This window comes from Sphingobacterium tabacisoli (assembly GCF_017908035.1).
Taxonomy (GTDB): domain Bacteria; phylum Bacteroidota; class Bacteroidia; order Sphingobacteriales; family Sphingobacteriaceae; genus Sphingobacterium; species Sphingobacterium tabacisoli.
In genome coordinates, this window is the sequence record NZ_JAEQMU010000001.1 from 821894 (window position 1) to 839867 (window position 17974).

Here is a 17974-nt window from a genome sequence, read left to right on the forward strand (position 1 = left end):
GTTAGAAGGTTACATTGATAGTAAATGAAATATTGCGTGCAAAGGGATAATCTAGTCCTCTTTCTGTACGCACACTGGACAACCGGAAAATATCATTCGCATAGGCGGTGCATCTTAAGCTTTGTAAGCCACAGCTTGAAAGCCAGCTGTGCTGCTGCTTGCGAAATTCATAGCCTAGGCTAAAAGATTCACCAGATAGTACATTCTCTTTTTGTATGAATCGTGAAGACATCGGTGTAAAGCTTTGGGTGGCTATACTTTTGTACAAGGCCATATCGCCCGGGGCCTGCCAGCGGTCGTGCAACGCTCTGCGATCTTGGTTGTAATCTAATTGATCTTCGGCAATGTTTTCTACTTTATTATATAATGCAGTATTGAATACATGACCACCTAATTTGTAGCGGATGTACATCCCCATTTGAAAACCAGAAATGCGGAGTTGTGAACTGAATACTCCTTCGCTAATGGGACGTGTTGATCCCGATTTTACGACGTCGTTATAATCGTAGTCGAAGGTATAATTGCCGTCTTTCTTTAGAAAGACTTCTCGTCCGTTGGTAGGGTTAATGCCAAGCGACTGTATGGCCCATATATCATAGGGACTATTGCCATCAGTATACCGCTGCAGCGACTTCTCCTGGTGGAGGTAATCATTCAGATTGGCGGTAGAAGTGCCAAATTTTGCGTATTGGGCTTTGTACATGTTGTTTTGAATGCCCAAGGTCCAGTCGATGTCTTTCTCTGTATTTTTAATAGCTGTGTATCGAGCGATTACCTCTATTCCTTTTGTATTGAGCGTTCCGATATTTTCAGGATACATGTTGGCACCGGTTGAAGTAGGCAGGTTGAGCGCAACGACCAATGGGTCTGTATCTTTATTGTAGCCATTTAACGTGAGGGATAATCTATTGTTTAAGGCTGTTAAATCTATACCTACACTGGTCTGTAAGGTCTTCTGCCAGGCTAAACGCGGATTACCCAGCTGATCTACGTAATAACCCTGACCAAAAATATTACTGGCACCATCAAATGCATATACTGTGGTGGATTGAAAAGAACCGAAGTTCTGATTACCGGTATAGCCGATGTTACCCCGGACGCGCAATTGGTTTATCCAGCTTAAGTCTCGTAGGAAGGCTTCATTGTGCAGGTTTGCACCTGCGCCAAAGGACCAAAAAGGAGAGAAGGTCTTCTCCGAACCAAAGGCTGTAGATCCGTCTAGACGATAGGTAGCATCAAAAAGATAACGGTTGTCATATACATAGTTGGCACTGAGCAACATGTTGGCACGTCGAACAGTCGATTCCTCATACTGGGCTTTGCTATTCGGCTTTTGCTGGAAAGCAAAAGAAGGGAGCCCTTTTACGCCTTCGGGAAATCCGACTACCTCAGACTGGTAGAAGGTATTGTAATTGTGATAGGCCTCGGCTCTTGCATTGGCTGTAATAACGTGTTTTTCGGCAAAAACCTTATTATAGCTGAACATGGCATTTAGTTGATAGTTGTTTGATTCCTGACGACCATCGATATACGATCCTTTCTCGTAAAGAGGGGTGTCATCAAATTGGGTGTTTTGAGGTGCGGTGAACTTGGCCATATTCATGATGTTCCTTCCCAATTGGAAAGTGGTTGTAAACCGTAGTTCGGGTAGGATATCGTAGTTTAAAGCTAGGTTGTTGATAATCCCAAGCTCATTGCTGTGGTCATAAGAATTGAGCGAGGCATTGTAGAATGGATTAGTGATTCTATTGTAGCTCACGTTTCGGTAATCTAAGGCGCTGACTTCAATGTATTTGGGGATGCTGTTTTGATCCCAGTCGTACTTCCAGTAGGGATTTAATTGAGCATATTGACTAAAGGATCCATAAGGGGATTCGCTAGATTTATTGCCTGAGATATAAAGTTGGTTGCTGATGTTTACTTTATTGTTACGATAGGTGAGGTCTATATTACCACCCCATGCCTCTCGATCGGAACCCTGCATGATACCGTGTATCTTCTGATAATTGGTACCTACACCGTATTGGAAGATATCTGATCCGCCATCTGCGTATAGGGAATGTTTATTGGTGAAGCCGGTACGAAGTGGTTTGTCGATCCAATAGGTATTCACCCCTGCATTAACATTTTTAAGGCGCTCATTGTAAAGACTGTCTAACAGTAATAAGTTGCCTTTGGTAGGATCGTAATCTTTGTAGTTACGGGTGAAACGACCGGATTTTTTTTCGAATTCCAGTTTTTCTGCAGCATTCATTAGGTTATAGCTGCTTAGGTCGTAGGCCTGTACGCGCATATCGGTGGTATAGGAGATGTTAACCTTTCCGCCTTTTGGCTTAAGGGTTTCAATGACAATGACCCCATTGGCCGCCTGGGCACCATAGATAGCGGTAGAAGCGGCATCTTTTAATATGCTGATACTGGCTACTCTATTGAGATCTAGATCGGCTAATTTTTGTAGGGTGGTCTGAAATCCATTAAGTATAATTAGAGGCTGATTGGGATCGGCCGAGAATCTATCTTTTACGTCATTGAGGGATACGCTCGATTGCCCACGTAGCTCGATCTGTGGCAGTGCATTGGGGTTGGCCCCTAGATTTATGTTCTCAGGAATAACGATTGATGGGTCTAACGATCTGATGCTTTCGAGGATATTCATATTGCCTACACGCTTTAGATCTTCGCCTGATAGGGTAGCTGTAGCTCCAGTGAAAGAATCTTTTTTACGATTGATGATACCACTATTGACCACAACTTCGGACAACTGATTGTTTTGTGTGACTAGCTTGACAACGTATTTCTTCTGCGTGTTATCAATTTTAAGGGTGGTCGAAGTATAACCTATACTTGATATGGTGACTGTTGCAGCCGCGCCGGATTGTGGTAGAAAGGCTAAACCATTGCTGTTTGTAAGGAAACTCATTCCATTGGATAGCTTAACAGTGGCTCCGGGAAGTAAGTAGTTGGTCATTTCGTCACGAACTTCAATCATTATTCCTTTGTCTTGTTCTTGTGTTTTGACCTTGAGCGACACGATACCATCTTTAATACTGTAGGTGATTGGTTGGTCCTGAAAGATTTGGGAGAGTACCTCTTGTACATTTTTATTATCAACCTGAATAGATACCGGCTTGGCCAGGTCTATCGTATTGCTACTGTACAGAAAGGAAAGTTTGGTCTGTTGCTCGATCTTGCGTAAGACCTCTTTCAGGCTACTCTTATGCTCTTGAAGTTTGACTTCTTGCGCCCACAAGTCCAAGCAATAGCCGTTCATTGCTCCTAATAGGAGCAATAAGCTTATTCTTTTTTTCATCCTTTTGTTATTTAAATTGAGTTAGTTGTTTTTTATAATAATCTGTTGACCACTGGTTTCAAACTTTATTTCTTCTGTGGACGATAGCTGCTCGAGTACTTTTAATAAAGATTGATGACGCGAGATAGTACCGTGTAGCTTGATGTCTTTTTTCAATAGTGTAAGATCGAACTGGACATTGTACCATCTGGCAAGTTCTTCGCACAATTCTGAAATTGGCTTATTATTAAAGTTGAAATAGCCATTTTTCCAGGCTACCGGATCCTCATCGCCTATATTCGTAATAGGGATAACCTGTGCGTCTTTTTGAATGTTAGCCATTTCTCCGGGTTTTAAAAGCGTTGTTGTAAACTGATTATGCAGTTTTACAGACCCTTCTAATAGTGAAATGGAATTATCTTCATTACTTGCATAGGCGCGAACATTAAATTTAGTGCCCAGGACGGTGATATTTGCTTTATCGGTACGTACGATAAATGGCTTTTCCTTTTGATGTGCTACTTCAAAATAGGCTTCTCCCTCAAGCGTCACTTGCCGTTGTGTACCGTTGAATTTTTTTGGATATCGTATTCTGGAATCGGAATTTAAGTAAACAATGGTGCCGTCAGGAAGCGTGATATCAAAGGATGCTCCTTTAGGGGCAAGCAGCTCGATGGTGTCCAATTCTTTGTTGTTGACGATGCCTTGAAGTTGACTCTTGTCGGTGAGTAATATCTCCGCATCTCTATTGTCTGCATTGACTAGAATAGCCTGCGGATGAGCAGGCGCCACGCTAGCAAGGTCCAATGGTTTAGGATTATCAACGGAGACCAGGTATAAAGTCGTGGCTATGCCGACAAATATAACTGCGGCGGCAGCCCAATGCCATAGGAGTAATTTGCGGACTTTAGGTTGAGGCTGTATTTCTAACAGTAGTTTACTCCATACCTCTCGCTGCGTTTTGATTTCATTAGGTGCTGAGGCTGGCGCGTGGGTTGTATCGTGATACCAATGGTCGATCAGATCCCTTTCTTTTGGAGGAAGCTGATTTTGATTGTATTTCTTAAATAATCTAGGAAAGATCTTATTCATTCAAAATTATATAGATTTAACGGTCTTTATATATATAAACCGTCGAGATGGGGGGAGGTAGTAGAAAAAAAAATATTTTTTTTAAATCAGTATCAATAATAGCACAACAAGCATCGTAGAGTCGATATGAAGATCTTTTTTTAAGATTTTGATAGCGTTGTTGATTTGTTTTTTGACCGTTTTGTCCGAAATATGGAGTCGCTCGGCAATTTCTTTGTGTGTAAGGTGTTCCTCTCTGCTTAATTGAAAGATCATCTTCATTTTTGAAGGTAGGCCGGCAATGGCCTGATCTAATTTCTCCTTGAGTTCAGAGTAGTTTAGCTGATCGAGGGTCGCGTAATCCAGTTCTTGAAAGCTTTGGTAGAGATAATCTTGATGCTTCTCCTTAAGCTTAGCTTTTTCAAGCTTTTTGAATACGATATTTTTATTTGCAGTGAATAGGTAAGCAAAAATGGAGTCGGAGTCGAGCTGAATATCTTTTATCCTATTCCAGAAATTCATAAACAATTCCTGTGTAACATCTTTAGCTTCATCTTCGTCTTGAAAAATAGCAAATGCCTGTCGGTACATCTGAATCGAGTAACGCTGATAGAGTACTTCAAATGCAGACAAATCACCCGTTCTGACTTTTAGAATTAGCTCTTTATCTGTGAAATCGGAAGTTGGATCTTTGTCGCTTGGTTTCATAACAGAGCCAAATGTAATAAAACAGCATTCTATTACAAAATCATGTGTGCTTCTGCTTGTTTTTTCAAAACCGAGGATTACTTTTAGTATTGAGTATTGAGTAATGGGGATGAGGATATCCAGCTTTTGGAACAGCCCTCGAGATGATCGAGGGCTGTTTTTATTATAAAGACTCTGATAATTGTATCTGTTAGGATTTAGACAATACTTTATTGAGCAGTTCTACCGTCTCCTGCTGACTTGGTCTTGGCGCATTGTTCTCATGCATAATTCCTGCTCGGTCGATGACCATATAACGGGGAATACCGGAAATATTATAGCGTTTTGCAAAGCTACCTCTATTCCCATCCGGGGATAGGACATGTACACCTTCGATCTGGTCTTCTTCAATGGCTTTTTTCCACTTGTCTACATGATCATCCATGCTGACAAATAGGAATACGACGTCCTTACCTTTAAATTTTTCATGCAGCTGTGCCGCATGGTTCTTCATTTCATAGCGGCATGGGCTACACCAGCTCGCCCAGAAGTCTAGATAAATTACCTTGCCTTTGAAGTCACTGAGTTGGTATATCTTCCCATCTGCACCTGTAAGTGCAAAATCGGGCGCAGGCTTACCCACGGTTAGGGTCTGAAATACCGCATAACTCGTTTCAAGGAATGGGGCGTAGGTTTTAATTTCACTGAGGCTATGGTATAGAGCCATCAGTTCAGCCATCCTATTGGCATCCTTTTCGCGGAGTAGGGTCATCCGTATGACATCGGCTATAGCAAACTCGCGTACAGCACCATTGAAAATGGTGTCCGCAATACGCATCTGCTCGCTCGCAGACATCCGTTTCCGTAGTAGTGGATCGCCAGCTTGTGCGTGCTGTATCTGTAAGCTGATCAATCGCCAGGTCTCCATGTTACTGAGATCTGTAGCTTCTAGTGTAGGTAGCTGTCTCAGGAAGTCCCAATAGGATGCCGGGATTGCTTCTGTTTTGTGACGATTGGCATATTGTTGGGCATAGGCATTTTTTTGTGTAGCCTGAAGCGCAATGATCTGGATGCGGCGATTTTGGCAGTAAGCTGGACTTATCTTGTTTTTTTGGTTTTCCCAGTATTCGAGCTCCTCAGTTGCCGTCTGATCAATAATACGACCAAACTGCAGGGGAGTGAGTGTACTGTCGGTCAGCAATGAGTTGATAAAATCGCGAGATTTAAGTTTACTCTCATAACCCCGTCCTACATGGTTGTTTTGTGCAGACTTGTCTTTGCTTTTGAAAATTACGGCGTCAGGACTATTGATATCAAAAGTGATGAGGAGTTCCTGCCCGGGTTCAACAAACAATTCTTTTAAAGCCGCATTAGCCCCTGCATACAGGGTGAATTGTAAAGGGATGGACCGAAGGGGTAATTTGATTTCAAAATTGCCATCTTTGTCAACGGGAATATTGCTTTTGAATTCGTCAAAGAAATAAGCAGGGCTCTCTGTGCCGAACACCAAGGTGTCCGAGGTACGATTGGCTATATGTCCCTTTATCAGCGTTTGCTTTTGTGCATAACCTTGCTGCGTGAGCAGCAAGGTTCCTATTATGATTAATTTTATAATTTGTTTCATCGATATAAGATTTAAGCGAGCTATTATTCCCAGCCTGGATTCTGTTTGAAGCCAGGGATAACAGCGCGATATTGGTCAAGCTCGGTCTGTGGGATTGGAAAAATATCCATTTTAGTAGTGTATGTCCTATTCTCGATAAGGACAGGCGTATATGTTTTGCTACCGTTTACTTCTTTGATCGATATACCTTTTACGGATCTGAAAACATTCTCTGCTATGTTCCAGCGTTTAGCATCCCAGAAACGATGCTGTTCGAAAGCTAGTTCAACACGACGTTCGTTGACATAACGATCCCAGGTCAATTGCCCGACAGGGATAGCGGGCATTTCTACACCTTTGCGCCCACGGATCATATTGACATAGGTACGTGCTTCGTCTTCCTGCCCTAGTTTTAAAAGTGCCTCGGCATAATTGAGCAATACCTCACCATAGCGTATCTCGGCATAAGGTTGCATACTGAGTACCATCCCGTCTATACGAAACTGTGGAAAGAAATCAAAATTCATGTATTTACGTAGATAGTAACCAGTTTTGGTCGCATTTTCAGGTGTCATAGTCCGGTCCAGTCCGCCGTCTTTGAGATCGAGCTGGCGGGAACCTCCCTTGCCATCAGACCAGGTAGCACCGTCGTATAATACCGAGGCGTAGAACCTTGGATCCCGATGCGCATAGGGGGCGGCAGCATGTGCTGGGTTGGACCAGTCGAATGATACAGCGGTTTTGATGCCACCGGCCTCATTGACCACTTCATAGGCATCTACTGCTTCCTGTGTAGGTGCTGAGCAACCACGTCCACCGGTAGTGGTAGGCTGGATATTATAATCCAGTAAGCTAGCTTCTGCTGCCCCGAGTGTAAATGATTTGTAGAAAATCATTTCTTTGTTCTTTTCGAGGAAAAGTCGGCTGTAGTCATCATGCAGGCTGTAGTAGTTTTTGGTTATCAAATCTTTGGCCGCATCGGCAGTGGCCTGCCATTTGCTCTTATCATCGGTAGGATTGTTCATAGGGCTGGCCGCATAGAGTAATACACGTACTTTGAGCGCCATGGCGGCTCCTTTGGAAGCTCGGCCCGAAACTGTCTTAGCTGGGATAGGTAGCAAGGCAATGGCTTGATCTAGATCTTTGACTATAGCCGCTAATGTCTCTTCGTAACTGCTGCGGTCGATATAGATTTCGTCGGTAATCTGCTGTGGTTTGAGAATAAGGGGGAGTCCTAAGCCTTTCCCTCCATAGTGTTTGAGCAGAATATGGTAGTAATAAGCCCGCATAAAGTGAGCTTCGCCAGTCAAGCGGTCCCGCTCGGTTCCTGCAGGTAGCTTATGGCTATTATCTAAGAATAGGTTGGCACTGCGGATAGCTTTGTAGCCACCTTGCCAGCGATTCATAATGTTGGAACTTGGGCTGTAGTCGCCTCGGATAATGGTGTTGGCTGTAGCAACCGGATTAGTCGTTTTTGCTTCGTCCGAAGCGGCATTAAGATTTAAAGGATAATTACCAACATCCATGGGCATAGCCGAATAGAGCGAATTGATAAAACCTTCTGATAAGGCGATATCGCTAAAGAGATTTTCCTCTGAATAGGATGCAGGTTTTAGATCCAGGAAATCACTGGAACAACCGGTATAAGTGAGACTGCTGAGCAGTGCTATGTATAATATCTTTTTCATGTTATGACTTTTTGATAAAGGATGTGGTACTAAAAATTGATATTGACACCCATATTAAAGGTTTGTTGCAAAGGATAATAAGCACCACTACTGAATCCAGAACGCAACTCAGGATCATAAAACTTGACACTATCCCAGGTGAACAGGTTGGTAGCACTAGCAAAAACACGTAGGTAGCTCAGCTTAATTTTGGAAGCGATTTCCGTTGGAACGGTATATCCAATAGCCAGGTTTTTCAAACGCAGGTAATTACCGTTCTTTAACCAATAGGTAGAGGACGATTTATTATTGTTGCTGGTATAGAACATACGTGGGTAACTGGCATCTGTATTTTCGGGTGTCCATCGGTCAAGGTGGTGCTCATAAGCACTGCCCAATACTAACAGTTGACTAGCGAATGCCCATCCTGGATCACCAGCCAGATTAAGGGAAGACTTGGCGGCACCTTGAAAAAGGAATGTCATATCGAAAGCTTTGTAGCTGAAATCAGCAGAAATACCATAGGTGATCTTTGGTGTGCTCGAATCGCCGATACGTGCTCGGTCGTAAGCATCGATCTTACCGTCTGGTACACCATCGGGACCATTAATGTCAGCATATTTGATATCTCCAGGCTGTACATTACCAAATGTTTGTTTCGGACTGTTTTGTATCTCTTCGTACGACTGGAACAAACCTAGAGCTTGGTAGCCAAATCCCCAATAGTCCTGTGTATAGCCAGATTTTCTGATATTAATGTTGGCTTGGTTTTCGGGCATATATTCAATTTTACTTTTCGAATAACCGATATTGGGCCTGATACTATATTTGAAACCTCCAAACTGCGACCGGTGGCTTAAAGCAATTTCAAAGCCTTCGTTACGAACGATAGAATTGTTCATCAACGGTAAGGATGCACCAAAAGTCCAAGGAAAGGCTAGTGTAGGTTGAGCTAGGATATCGGTCGTGCGCTTTTTAAAGTAATCGGCTTCGATCCCTAGTAGCCCTTTCCATAGCTGTGCTTCGAGGCCAACGTTGGTCGTGGTGGCTTTTTCCCAAGTGATATCTGGGTTGGCAAGTGCGCTGGGTTGGATTATAGTAGAAAGTTTATCGCCCATGGTTGTCTTAGTATTACTGACATTGAACTGATTCAGGAAAGCAAAAGTGGTGTAGATACGGTCATTCCCCAGCTGTCCCCAAGACCCACGGAGCTTGAGTAGATTGATAAAAGAAAACGCATCATTGTTTTTGATAAAAGATTCTTCAGAGATGTTCCATCCTCCTGCAAATGAAGGGAAGAATCCCCAACGGCCATTCTTAGGGAAGTTGGATGATCCATCATAGCGGAAACTGGCTTCTAATAGATATTTCCTGGCGTAGCTATAATTAAATCGCCCTACGAAACCCCGTCGTGCAGACTCTTCAAAAGAGTTTAGTATTCTTTGATTGTCAACTTCTCCAGCAAAGAGTTCGTCAATGGTTGTCGATAGAAACGTATTGCGTGAAGCATTCAGATTACGGGTGTAATCCTTGGATTGGGTAAATAAGAGTAAGCCCTTAACATCATGATTGCCGAATGTATGCGTATAGCTCAAATGTAGTTCGCTGGTCAAACTTTGGAAACGATCTCCAGACTCGGAAAGATAAGCGCCGCTGAAGGTGTCTTCTTTGTAGTAAAGCCCGTCATCTGTAAACAAGATGTAGTTTTTGTTCCAGTTTTTCGAATCGTCAAAGGCTTTGTTGAAAGAGACAATTCCTTTGACGGATAGGCCTTCTACAAATGGAATCTGCTGTACGGCACTTAGTGTACTGAATAGGGAGGTGTTTTGATTGCGGTCGTATCCAGTTTGCGTCGCGAGGTAGGGGTTATAGCGGTCATTCGCTCCAGTGACCACTCCATAACGTGTTGGATCACTCTGAAAGCGATTGGGGTATATTGGTGAAGCTTTGAGCATGTCACCGAAGATGGTGTAAGAATACCCCGGAGGGCTGGAGGTCTCGGCAAGTGTGCCTGCAAAATCTACGGACACCCGTAGGGTACTGGTCACATCGGCATCGATATTAGAACGGAGGTTGTAACGCTTGAATTTGTAATCATCAATGAATCCCCCTTGATTGACATGACCTAAGGAAACAAAATAATTGATTGCCTTGCTACCTCCTCGCAAGGAGAGGCTATGCTGTTGTTGCTGCGCGGTAGGATTCATTACCTCGTTTATCCAATTGGTATTGGCAAAATGATCTGGATCTGATCCATCTCTGAATTTTTGAATATCTTCGTCGGAATAGATCGGTTTGTAGCTCGCTGGTAAATTGCCATTGGCATCTTTTGAATCGTTACGGAGTGCTTCATTATAGAGTGTCGCCCAGTCCCAGGAGTTGAGCGGCTTCGGCATGCGTGTAGGCCGATCTATACCATAGAGAAAGTTGTAGCTCAGTGTTGGTTTGGCATCTTTACCGCGTTTTGTGGTAATCAATATTACGCCATTGGCAGCACGGGCTCCATATACTGCCGCTGCAGATGCGTCTTTTAATACGGATATGCTTTCGATATCATTGGGGTCCAATGCCGCAAAAACGTCGGTTTCGGTGTTGCCTGATGAGAAATTGCGTTGCATTCCATCGATAATGATTAAGGGAGTGTTTTTGTGGAAACCATCATTAATCGTATTCATACCGCGGACATTAAAGCTGGCGCTACTGCCTGGTACATTGCCACTACCACGTGTTACTGTGAGACCAGGAATACGTCCTACGAGAGCATCAGTGATATTTGGGGTTCCATTTTTAACAATATCTTTTGCTCCTACGCTGGCTACGGAACCGGTGTAGGTTATCTTGTCTGCAGTACCATAACCGATCACTACACTTTCTGTAAGCTCGCTTACAGACTGACTAAGGCTAATTGCAATGCTATGCTCCGAAGCCTTGAGAAAAACTTCCTTGGTTTGATATCCTAGATAGCTGACGATCAGGGTAGCATCTCCGTCTATATTCTGAAGTGTAAACTCGCCTTTTTCATTGGTCGATGTCCCTTTGTTGTCGCTTTTTGTTTTGACAGAAGCATTTGCCAAGGGCTGACCGTTTTGGTCTACTACACGTCCGCTGATTGCCCGAGGAGGTACAGAATTGGTATTGTTTTTAAGTGGAACAACAATCACCATATTGTTTTCGATTACGTAGGTGAAAGGTTGGTCTCTAAAGCAGATATCTAATACATCCCGGAAGGGAACCTTGGTCGCGTTGATAGCGACATGGTTGGCCTGACGGATAAGTCTATCGGTATAGATAAAATCGTAACCGCTTTGTTTTTTTAATACTTTGAAAATAGCCGATATTTCGCTTCCGGTTGTATGGAGCGTAATGTTCTGTCCGTTTGAAGATAACGCCATCTGTGTAAAGAGCGTTATGAGCATGAGACAGGTGAGATTGACTCGCATAATCCATTTGTTAATAGGGGAATGGCATTGGGGCACAATCCCGCTATGGGTTAGTATTTTTTTGTACATTTGGTTAGTGGTTTTACCACGGCGTGCTATTGTTTTTTGGGGGCACGTCGCGGGTTCGTTCATTAATAATTATTGTCTCGACACAATTTTTTTAAATGGAGGACTTTGTGGAACGGGAGCGTTGGCGCGCTTCCGTTTTTTATTGGTCGTCCATCTTCATTCGCTACGGCATAACCAATATCCTCCTTCCTTGAATCTTAAAGTGAACACCTTCTGTTTTTTCTAAAGCACGTAATACTTCTTCTATAGGCCTGGATCTCGAAATAGAACCACCAAAGCCGGGGTCGATAACTTGAGGACTGTAGCTTATATCCACATTGTACCAGCGGCTGATCTGCGTCATAATGTCCTCTAGGGAGGTATTGTCGAAAACAAACTCTTCATTTTTCCAAGCGACGCTCTGCTGAGGGGCGGCTATGTTCTGGACTTGAAGGTTGTTGTCTTTCAAGATTGCCTGCTGTCCGGGCTTCAAGCGTTGTGCCTGACCAAAGGCCGTAATATCGATCGATCCTTCCAGTAAGGTCGTTTTGGTTATCTTTTGGTCGGGGTAGGCTGTGATATTGAAATGGGTGCCCAGTACCTGTACTTTCTGTTGGTCGGTCTCTACGATAAAGGGATGGTCGCTATCTTTGGCAATCTCAAAATAGCCTTCACCTTCTAGTCGGACAGTACGTCTGCCATGTTGTATCAAGGGTGTTGTAAAGTGTATACTGGAGGAAGCATTTAAAGAGATAAGGGATCCATCGGGCAGACGGATTCGGTAGCTCTCTCCTTTGGAGGTGCGTACATTGTTGAGCATGGGGTGGATATGTCCCGTGGCATCCGCTATTTCGTAGCTAAGCTGCCCGGTAGAATCCTTGGTGATGCGCAAGCCAGATTGCTGTGCCAATTCGCCCGTAGCAGCATCACTGAGGTTAATGATCGTACCGTCTGCCATAGTGAGTGTGGCACCGGCCTTTCCTGGGACAATATCATGTGATTCTAGCGATAGGGGGCTGTCGACCGGCTGGGATTTGTATAAATATAACCCCATTATCGTGAACAGACCAACTATACTGGCCGCGACTGCTATACGGCTCCACGATATGATTCTTCGTGGAGAGGGGGCGATCTGAGGCTGTTTGATGATATCTTGAAAGATATCTTCTTGCATCTGCCGGCTCAGGGGCATTACGTTGCTATCGGTACGGTACCAATCTGCATCGATGAGGTCTAGTAGAGCTTGGTCCTGTCCGCTGTCGGTGACAAATCGGTGCCAGTCTTTTTGCTCCTGCTCGGTCAGTTTGCCGGATTGGTACTGTTTATAGAGGTGGTTTATATATTGTTTATTCATTGTATGCAATATTTGATTAGTGGAGGTTCTGCCGGTTAGCGGGCATAAGATCTCCTTTATATACAAGTCGTATGAGGATGGTAGAGAGGGGCAATTGAGTTTTTAAATAACTATTAAATAGTTGTTTGTCAGGTGATTATTTTTTTTCAAAATAATCGAAGAATAATAAGTAATATGGTGATGTTGGTGTGCTGACTTACGTAAAGGCGTAAAGATTTTAAGGCCAATTTCATATGCCGATGTACTGTTGCCGGAGCAATATTCAGTCGTTGGGCGGCCTCCTCATATTTTAAACCTTGCTGCTGGCACAATTGATATACTGCTTTTTGCTGTGGGGGTAATTGTGCTATACCGCGCTCAAGAATAGCCCGAGTGTTTTTCAGGATTATACCTTCTACAGTGTCATTATGGCTATCTTGCCATTGCAGTCCCTGATCTGTGCTTATTTTTCGCTCAAGGGCAATACGTCTCAGTTGATCTATGGCCTTACGTTTTGCGAGGGTCTTTAGGTAGGCTTCTAAACTGCGGATGCCTGTCAACTGCGGCCCCATCTGCCATATATGTAACATGACCTCCTGTACAATCTCCTGAGCGGCCTCTCTATCGTGAAGGACATAGAAAGCAAAGTTATACGTTCTGGAAAAATAAAACTCATATACCTCTTTGAAAGCATGCTGATCTCCACTCGCTACACGGGCGAGTAATTGGTCTTCGTTGCTCAATAAAGTAGAGGATGTTCTTTGGCTCATTATCTGTTGAAATGTACAAACAGCCAATAATAGAAATTATTTGGTTAAAATATTCATAAAACTTTTTTTTATTGGTGCTATTAGAAGGTGAGGATGGTAGGAAAGTTATGAAGTTATCGGAGTAATAAAGAATCTGGAAGGCCCTGAATTATTCAGGGCAGGCTTCCTTTGCTTGCCATCACGAATACTTATCCATGGTAGATGTCCGAGAATATTTTGGCCAGCCGGGCGGGTTCTTCTTTCCACGCGCTGTACATATGCTGCCCGATATCGTCCGGGACGATGTCCAATTCTCCGGTGGCCACACGTTCAAGTATCTTTATGGCAACACTATCAGGGCTGGGCATTTCCCAATCGCTTCCTTTATTCATATCCGTATCGATAGCTCCAGGATTAACGGCATGTACAGTGATACCTTTCTTTGCCAGTTCTATCCGTACAGACAGCGTAGCCGAAAATAGTGCAGCCTTGGAAGCTGCATATCCCGCTATAGTGGGCAGGGGAGAATACGCCGCAATAGATACGATATTGATGATATATCCGGGCTGATTTGCCTCGAGAAGCGGTGCATAGGCACGCATCATACTGATGGTACCGAAGTAATTGACTTTCATGTCGTATTCCATACCTACAACGTCGCCTTCTAGAATGGTACCGCCGTGAAGAACTCCGGCATTATTAATTAATATTTCTGTATCAGACGTGTCCCTGACGGCATTCTGTATATGCTCTGGACGGGTAATGTCGAGCCTCATGGGAATCACACGCCTGTCATCGAAGTCGGGGAGTTGCGCCACATCCCGGCAGGTAGCGTAAATTTTCTTTACACCATTTTCCAACAAGGCTTTTACCAGTGACTGACCGATCCCTCTGTTGGCTCCGGTAATAAGAATAACACGATCTTTAAAAATCTCCATATCGTTATATTTAATTTGATGTGTAAATCTACGGGGATACAAGGAGGAGAAAAATCCGATAATTGCGGATTGTGAGAATTAATAAAGGGATGATCTACCTGTGTCTGTGAACGATTTTATATAGCTTTGTGGGTACTATTGTTCCTTAACGAAGACATACTATGGATATTGTACAACATATTACTGCGCATACGGAGCGCCTCCGTCTTGGTATACCCTATGCTTCTGCCAAGCAGCTCCGTGACTTAAAGATCGCAGGACTTAAATTCTTCTTTTTACTCCCTGATTTTGTGCGCATAGTACAGCAGTATATACCTATAGCGGTGAAGCAAGAAGAGCTGATCGAAGACATCGTTAATGGTCGGTTACAGCAATACCAACAGGCTATAGAGAGGAGTAATAAGGAGGTCGACGTGTATGCTGATGATTATGAGGAACTCGAACAGCTGGAGCTTTTCGTCCTGAATGCTTTTGAATATGCAACATCTGCAGACGAAGCAAATGCCGTCATCGGACTGCTACTGGAGATTATTGATACTTTGGATTACTATGAAAATTTTTCGGATAATCCGCTGTACTGGAACAAGCTGCTGGAAGAAGAGCTTGTTTTTCAGAATGAACTACTGAAACAACTGAAAGCCAATAAAGATCTGCAGACGGACAGCTATCGCATCCGCTACCAAGATGTGCCGCTCGACTCCTGCTAAAATCGGCCTGTAATCCAGCATAGCGCGACATTGTTAACAAGTCCGGCTATTTTGGCACAGCTTTGGCTTGAGGTTGTCACGATGTAGTGCGAAGGTGTACTGCACGGACCCTAATACGTATCTTATGTCAAAATTATTAACCTGCTGTATAGCTGTGCTACTACTTTTATCCTGTCGACAAACACCGGAGAAAAAAACGCCACCTACTGTAACCGCCGATACCCTAGCGACAGTTCCTGTCAAAGTAGAAGCAAAAGATACGATCCAGCCCGAACCGCAGGGGATCAGTGTACGGATTGAAAAAATAAGTCCAGAAGATTATGCCGTAGCCAGCGAGTATGCTAAAGTGAATAAGCCTATCTTAAAAATAACGGATTTTGAGGTGGTACAGAAGAAACTGGCCGGAGTTCTGGAATTTAAAGACAATGGCGATTATCTGGGTATCAAAAAGATAAACTTCAGAAACGGAACGAGCAGCGGTGACAAAGAGGAGTTTGAAGAATACAGCTTCATGGCCTATTTTCCATCGGAAGATATCCTCCTTTGCGAGGGCGGACATACGACTGATGTAAGCTTTGATCTTGGAACGGGGCAGGAAACTTATGAAGTAGGTAATCCTGATCTAACAACGACTTCACCAAATGGCAGATACCGCCTGAACAAGGTCTATGAAGGACAGGAGTGTTTTTATCATTTTATCCAGAAGAAGGATAAGCAAAAGTTCCGTAAGGTGATTGAACTCGGTGAACTGTTTGAAAAGAAGACCAAGAAATGGCTCTGCGTTACCGAACGGGAATTCTGGACGGATGACTTCACACTTTATTTTGGATTGGTAACCCAGTACAAGGAGGATGGAAATGAGCACGAATTTTATAAGGTGACTATATTCGACAAGTAACCCATATTAACAAATTATTAAATCGTCCATAGACGATATTTATCTTCATCGGTACTTTCTAAATTTGTCACGGAGTCCATTTGCCAGTAGTGCCTTCGGACTGCGGGTTTAAATATTTAAAGTATTATGAGGAGTTATTTCCATGCTGTCTATGAACGATACCACCGCCGGGTGTACGTCTTTATAAGTAAGTATGTGGATGCCACAGATGATGTTGAGGATATTGTTCAGGAAGTATTTGTACACCTCTGGAAGCATGTGAAGGCACTGCATAAGCATGAAAATCCGGAATCTATTATCTTTAAGGCTTCCAGACAGGAGGTGACGAATTACTACCGTAGGAAGAAAATTGATTTTACTTTTCTGGAAGAAGGATATGATATCGAAGATACCGCTCCATCCCAAAGTGAGCAGGAAGACAAACATAATCGTCTGTCCGGTATACAGTCTCTAGTCGATATATTGCCTGAACGCCGCAAGACTATCTTTTTACAGAGCGTGGTGGATGAGCTCAGCTATAGCGAGATTGCCCTTAAACATAAAATATCCAAGTCTGCGGTTGCCAAGCAGATTACGAAAGCCCTCGATTTCCTAAAAACCAACAGTTCATATTAACTTACTGTTAAGTTTGCCAACAGGGGGTGTACGAACTGCCCCGGCCTGCGTATACTTAGATATACAATGGAAAAGAAGCACAGCGCAAAACAGATCTGGGAGTCCACAGCCGCGGAAGAAAACCATCTTCCGGAAGATGTATCCGATAGGATGTGGACGGGAATAGACCGTAGATTCAGAAAGCATAGACAGCGGCGGGCATTAAAAATAAGCAGCCTCCTGATATTGATTCCCGTTCTGGGATTGTTACTGACAAAATGGAACCGGCTCCCCATCGATACGGCGTCGCCTTTGGTCTATCAAACTGGTCTACAGCGCGACACGGCACAACTCCCGGACGGCACGCTGGTCTATCTGGATGCAAACAGTAAACTCGTCGTTTCCGCTGATTTCGGAGAAAAGATGCGTCAGGTAAAATTTGGCGGACACGCCTATTTTGATGTGGCCAAGGACAAGAAAAAGCCATTTGTAATAGATGCCGTTGATTTCTCGGTACAGGTATTAGGCACCAGCTTCTACCTATCAAGTAGGCCATCAGAGCAGAAGGTGGAACTGGTTGAAGGTAAAGTTAAAGTCCAGAAAGGCGGGGAACCTCAGTACCTGCTAGCCGGCGAGGTATGGGAATACTCGGCGAAAGAGGGTGAACAATGTTACCTCATGGCTTCGTCCCAGCAGACGTTTAGTTTCCAGGGAGAGGAATTCAGCGCTGTCATCGCTCATCTAGAGCAACGCTACCATAAGACGATCAAATATCCACAGGAACTCAAAACAAGAAAAGTCAGCGGTGCATTCAACGGAGACCTCCGCGCTATTCTAAAAATCATCGGATTTCCGTTTGACCTTAGTATACAGCATATGGATGAGCATGAAATAATACTGAAATAGAAAACACCGGTAAGTACCAGTTACCGGTGCCGTAATAAGTAAAA

13 protein-coding genes are annotated in these 17974 nt (G+C 43.7%); 4 read left to right on the top strand and 9 right to left on the bottom strand.

Annotated elements, in window-relative coordinates:
- Position 1: 1 nt before the first annotated feature.
- The 9 genes from JKG64_RS03330 to JKG64_RS03370 all read right to left on the bottom strand — a co-directional run bounded on the left by JKG64_RS03330 (position 2) and on the right by JKG64_RS03370 (position 14825).
- Complete coding sequence (locus JKG64_RS03330; RefSeq protein ID WP_210352923.1) at positions 2–3310, bottom strand: SusC/RagA family TonB-linked outer membrane protein; 3309 nt, start codon at positions 3308–3310, stop codon at positions 2–4.
- A gap of 21 nt (positions 3311–3331) precedes the next feature.
- Positions 3332–4381 carry a FecR family protein gene (locus JKG64_RS03335; protein WP_210352924.1) on the bottom strand — a complete coding sequence of 350 codons (1050 nt, stop codon included), beginning with the start codon at positions 4379–4381 and terminating at the stop codon, positions 3332–3334.
- Positions 4382–4462: 81 nt separating this feature from the next.
- On the bottom strand, positions 4463–5068 hold the full coding sequence (locus tag JKG64_RS03340) for an RNA polymerase sigma-70 factor (protein ID WP_210352925.1): 606 nt from the start codon (positions 5066–5068) through the stop codon (positions 4463–4465).
- 190 nt (positions 5069–5258) lie between these two features.
- Positions 5259–6671: a TlpA family protein disulfide reductase gene (locus tag JKG64_RS03345; RefSeq protein WP_210352926.1), complete on the bottom strand. Its 1413-nt coding sequence runs from the start codon at positions 6669–6671 to the stop codon at positions 5259–5261.
- Between the two features lie 23 nt (positions 6672–6694).
- Entirely contained in the window at positions 6695–8338 is a 1644-nt protein-coding gene (locus tag JKG64_RS03350) for a RagB/SusD family nutrient uptake outer membrane protein (RefSeq protein WP_210352927.1), read from the bottom strand.
- A 29-nt stretch (positions 8339–8367) separates the two neighbouring features.
- Positions 8368–11757 carry a TonB-dependent receptor gene (locus JKG64_RS03355; RefSeq protein ID WP_210352928.1) on the bottom strand — a complete coding sequence of 1130 codons (3390 nt, stop codon included), beginning with the start codon at positions 11755–11757 and terminating at the stop codon, positions 8368–8370.
- Between the two features lie 232 nt (positions 11758–11989).
- The gene (locus JKG64_RS03360; protein ID WP_210352929.1) at positions 11990–13159 is read right to left on the bottom strand and encodes a FecR family protein; all 1170 of its coding nucleotides are present in this window, start codon (positions 13157–13159) and stop codon (positions 11990–11992) included.
- 146 nt (positions 13160–13305) lie between these two features.
- Positions 13306–13908: an RNA polymerase sigma-70 factor gene (locus JKG64_RS03365; protein WP_210352930.1), complete on the bottom strand. Its 603-nt coding sequence runs from the start codon at positions 13906–13908 to the stop codon at positions 13306–13308.
- A gap of 188 nt (positions 13909–14096) precedes the next feature.
- Positions 14097–14825, bottom strand: coding sequence for an SDR family oxidoreductase (locus JKG64_RS03370; protein WP_210352931.1), 729 nt, complete (start codon positions 14823–14825; stop codon positions 14097–14099).
- Positions 14826–14986: 161 nt separating this feature from the next.
- Between JKG64_RS03370 and JKG64_RS03375 the strand changes: the two genes are divergently transcribed.
- The 4 genes from JKG64_RS03375 to JKG64_RS03390 all read left to right on the top strand — a co-directional run bounded on the left by JKG64_RS03375 (position 14987) and on the right by JKG64_RS03390 (position 17930).
- The gene (locus tag JKG64_RS03375; protein ID WP_210352932.1) at positions 14987–15532 is read left to right on the top strand and encodes a hypothetical protein; all 546 of its coding nucleotides are present in this window, start codon (positions 14987–14989) and stop codon (positions 15530–15532) included.
- Between the two features lie 124 nt (positions 15533–15656).
- On the top strand, positions 15657–16430 hold the full coding sequence (locus tag JKG64_RS03380) for a hypothetical protein (protein WP_210352933.1): 774 nt from the start codon (positions 15657–15659) through the stop codon (positions 16428–16430).
- Positions 16431–16556: 126 nt separating this feature from the next.
- Complete coding sequence (locus JKG64_RS03385; protein WP_210352934.1) at positions 16557–17045, top strand: RNA polymerase sigma factor; 489 nt, start codon at positions 16557–16559, stop codon at positions 17043–17045.
- Positions 17046–17111: 66 nt separating this feature from the next.
- The gene (locus tag JKG64_RS03390) at positions 17112–17930 is read left to right on the top strand and encodes a FecR family protein (RefSeq protein WP_210352935.1); all 819 of its coding nucleotides are present in this window, start codon (positions 17112–17114) and stop codon (positions 17928–17930) included.
- Positions 17931–17974: the final 44 nt, after the last annotated feature.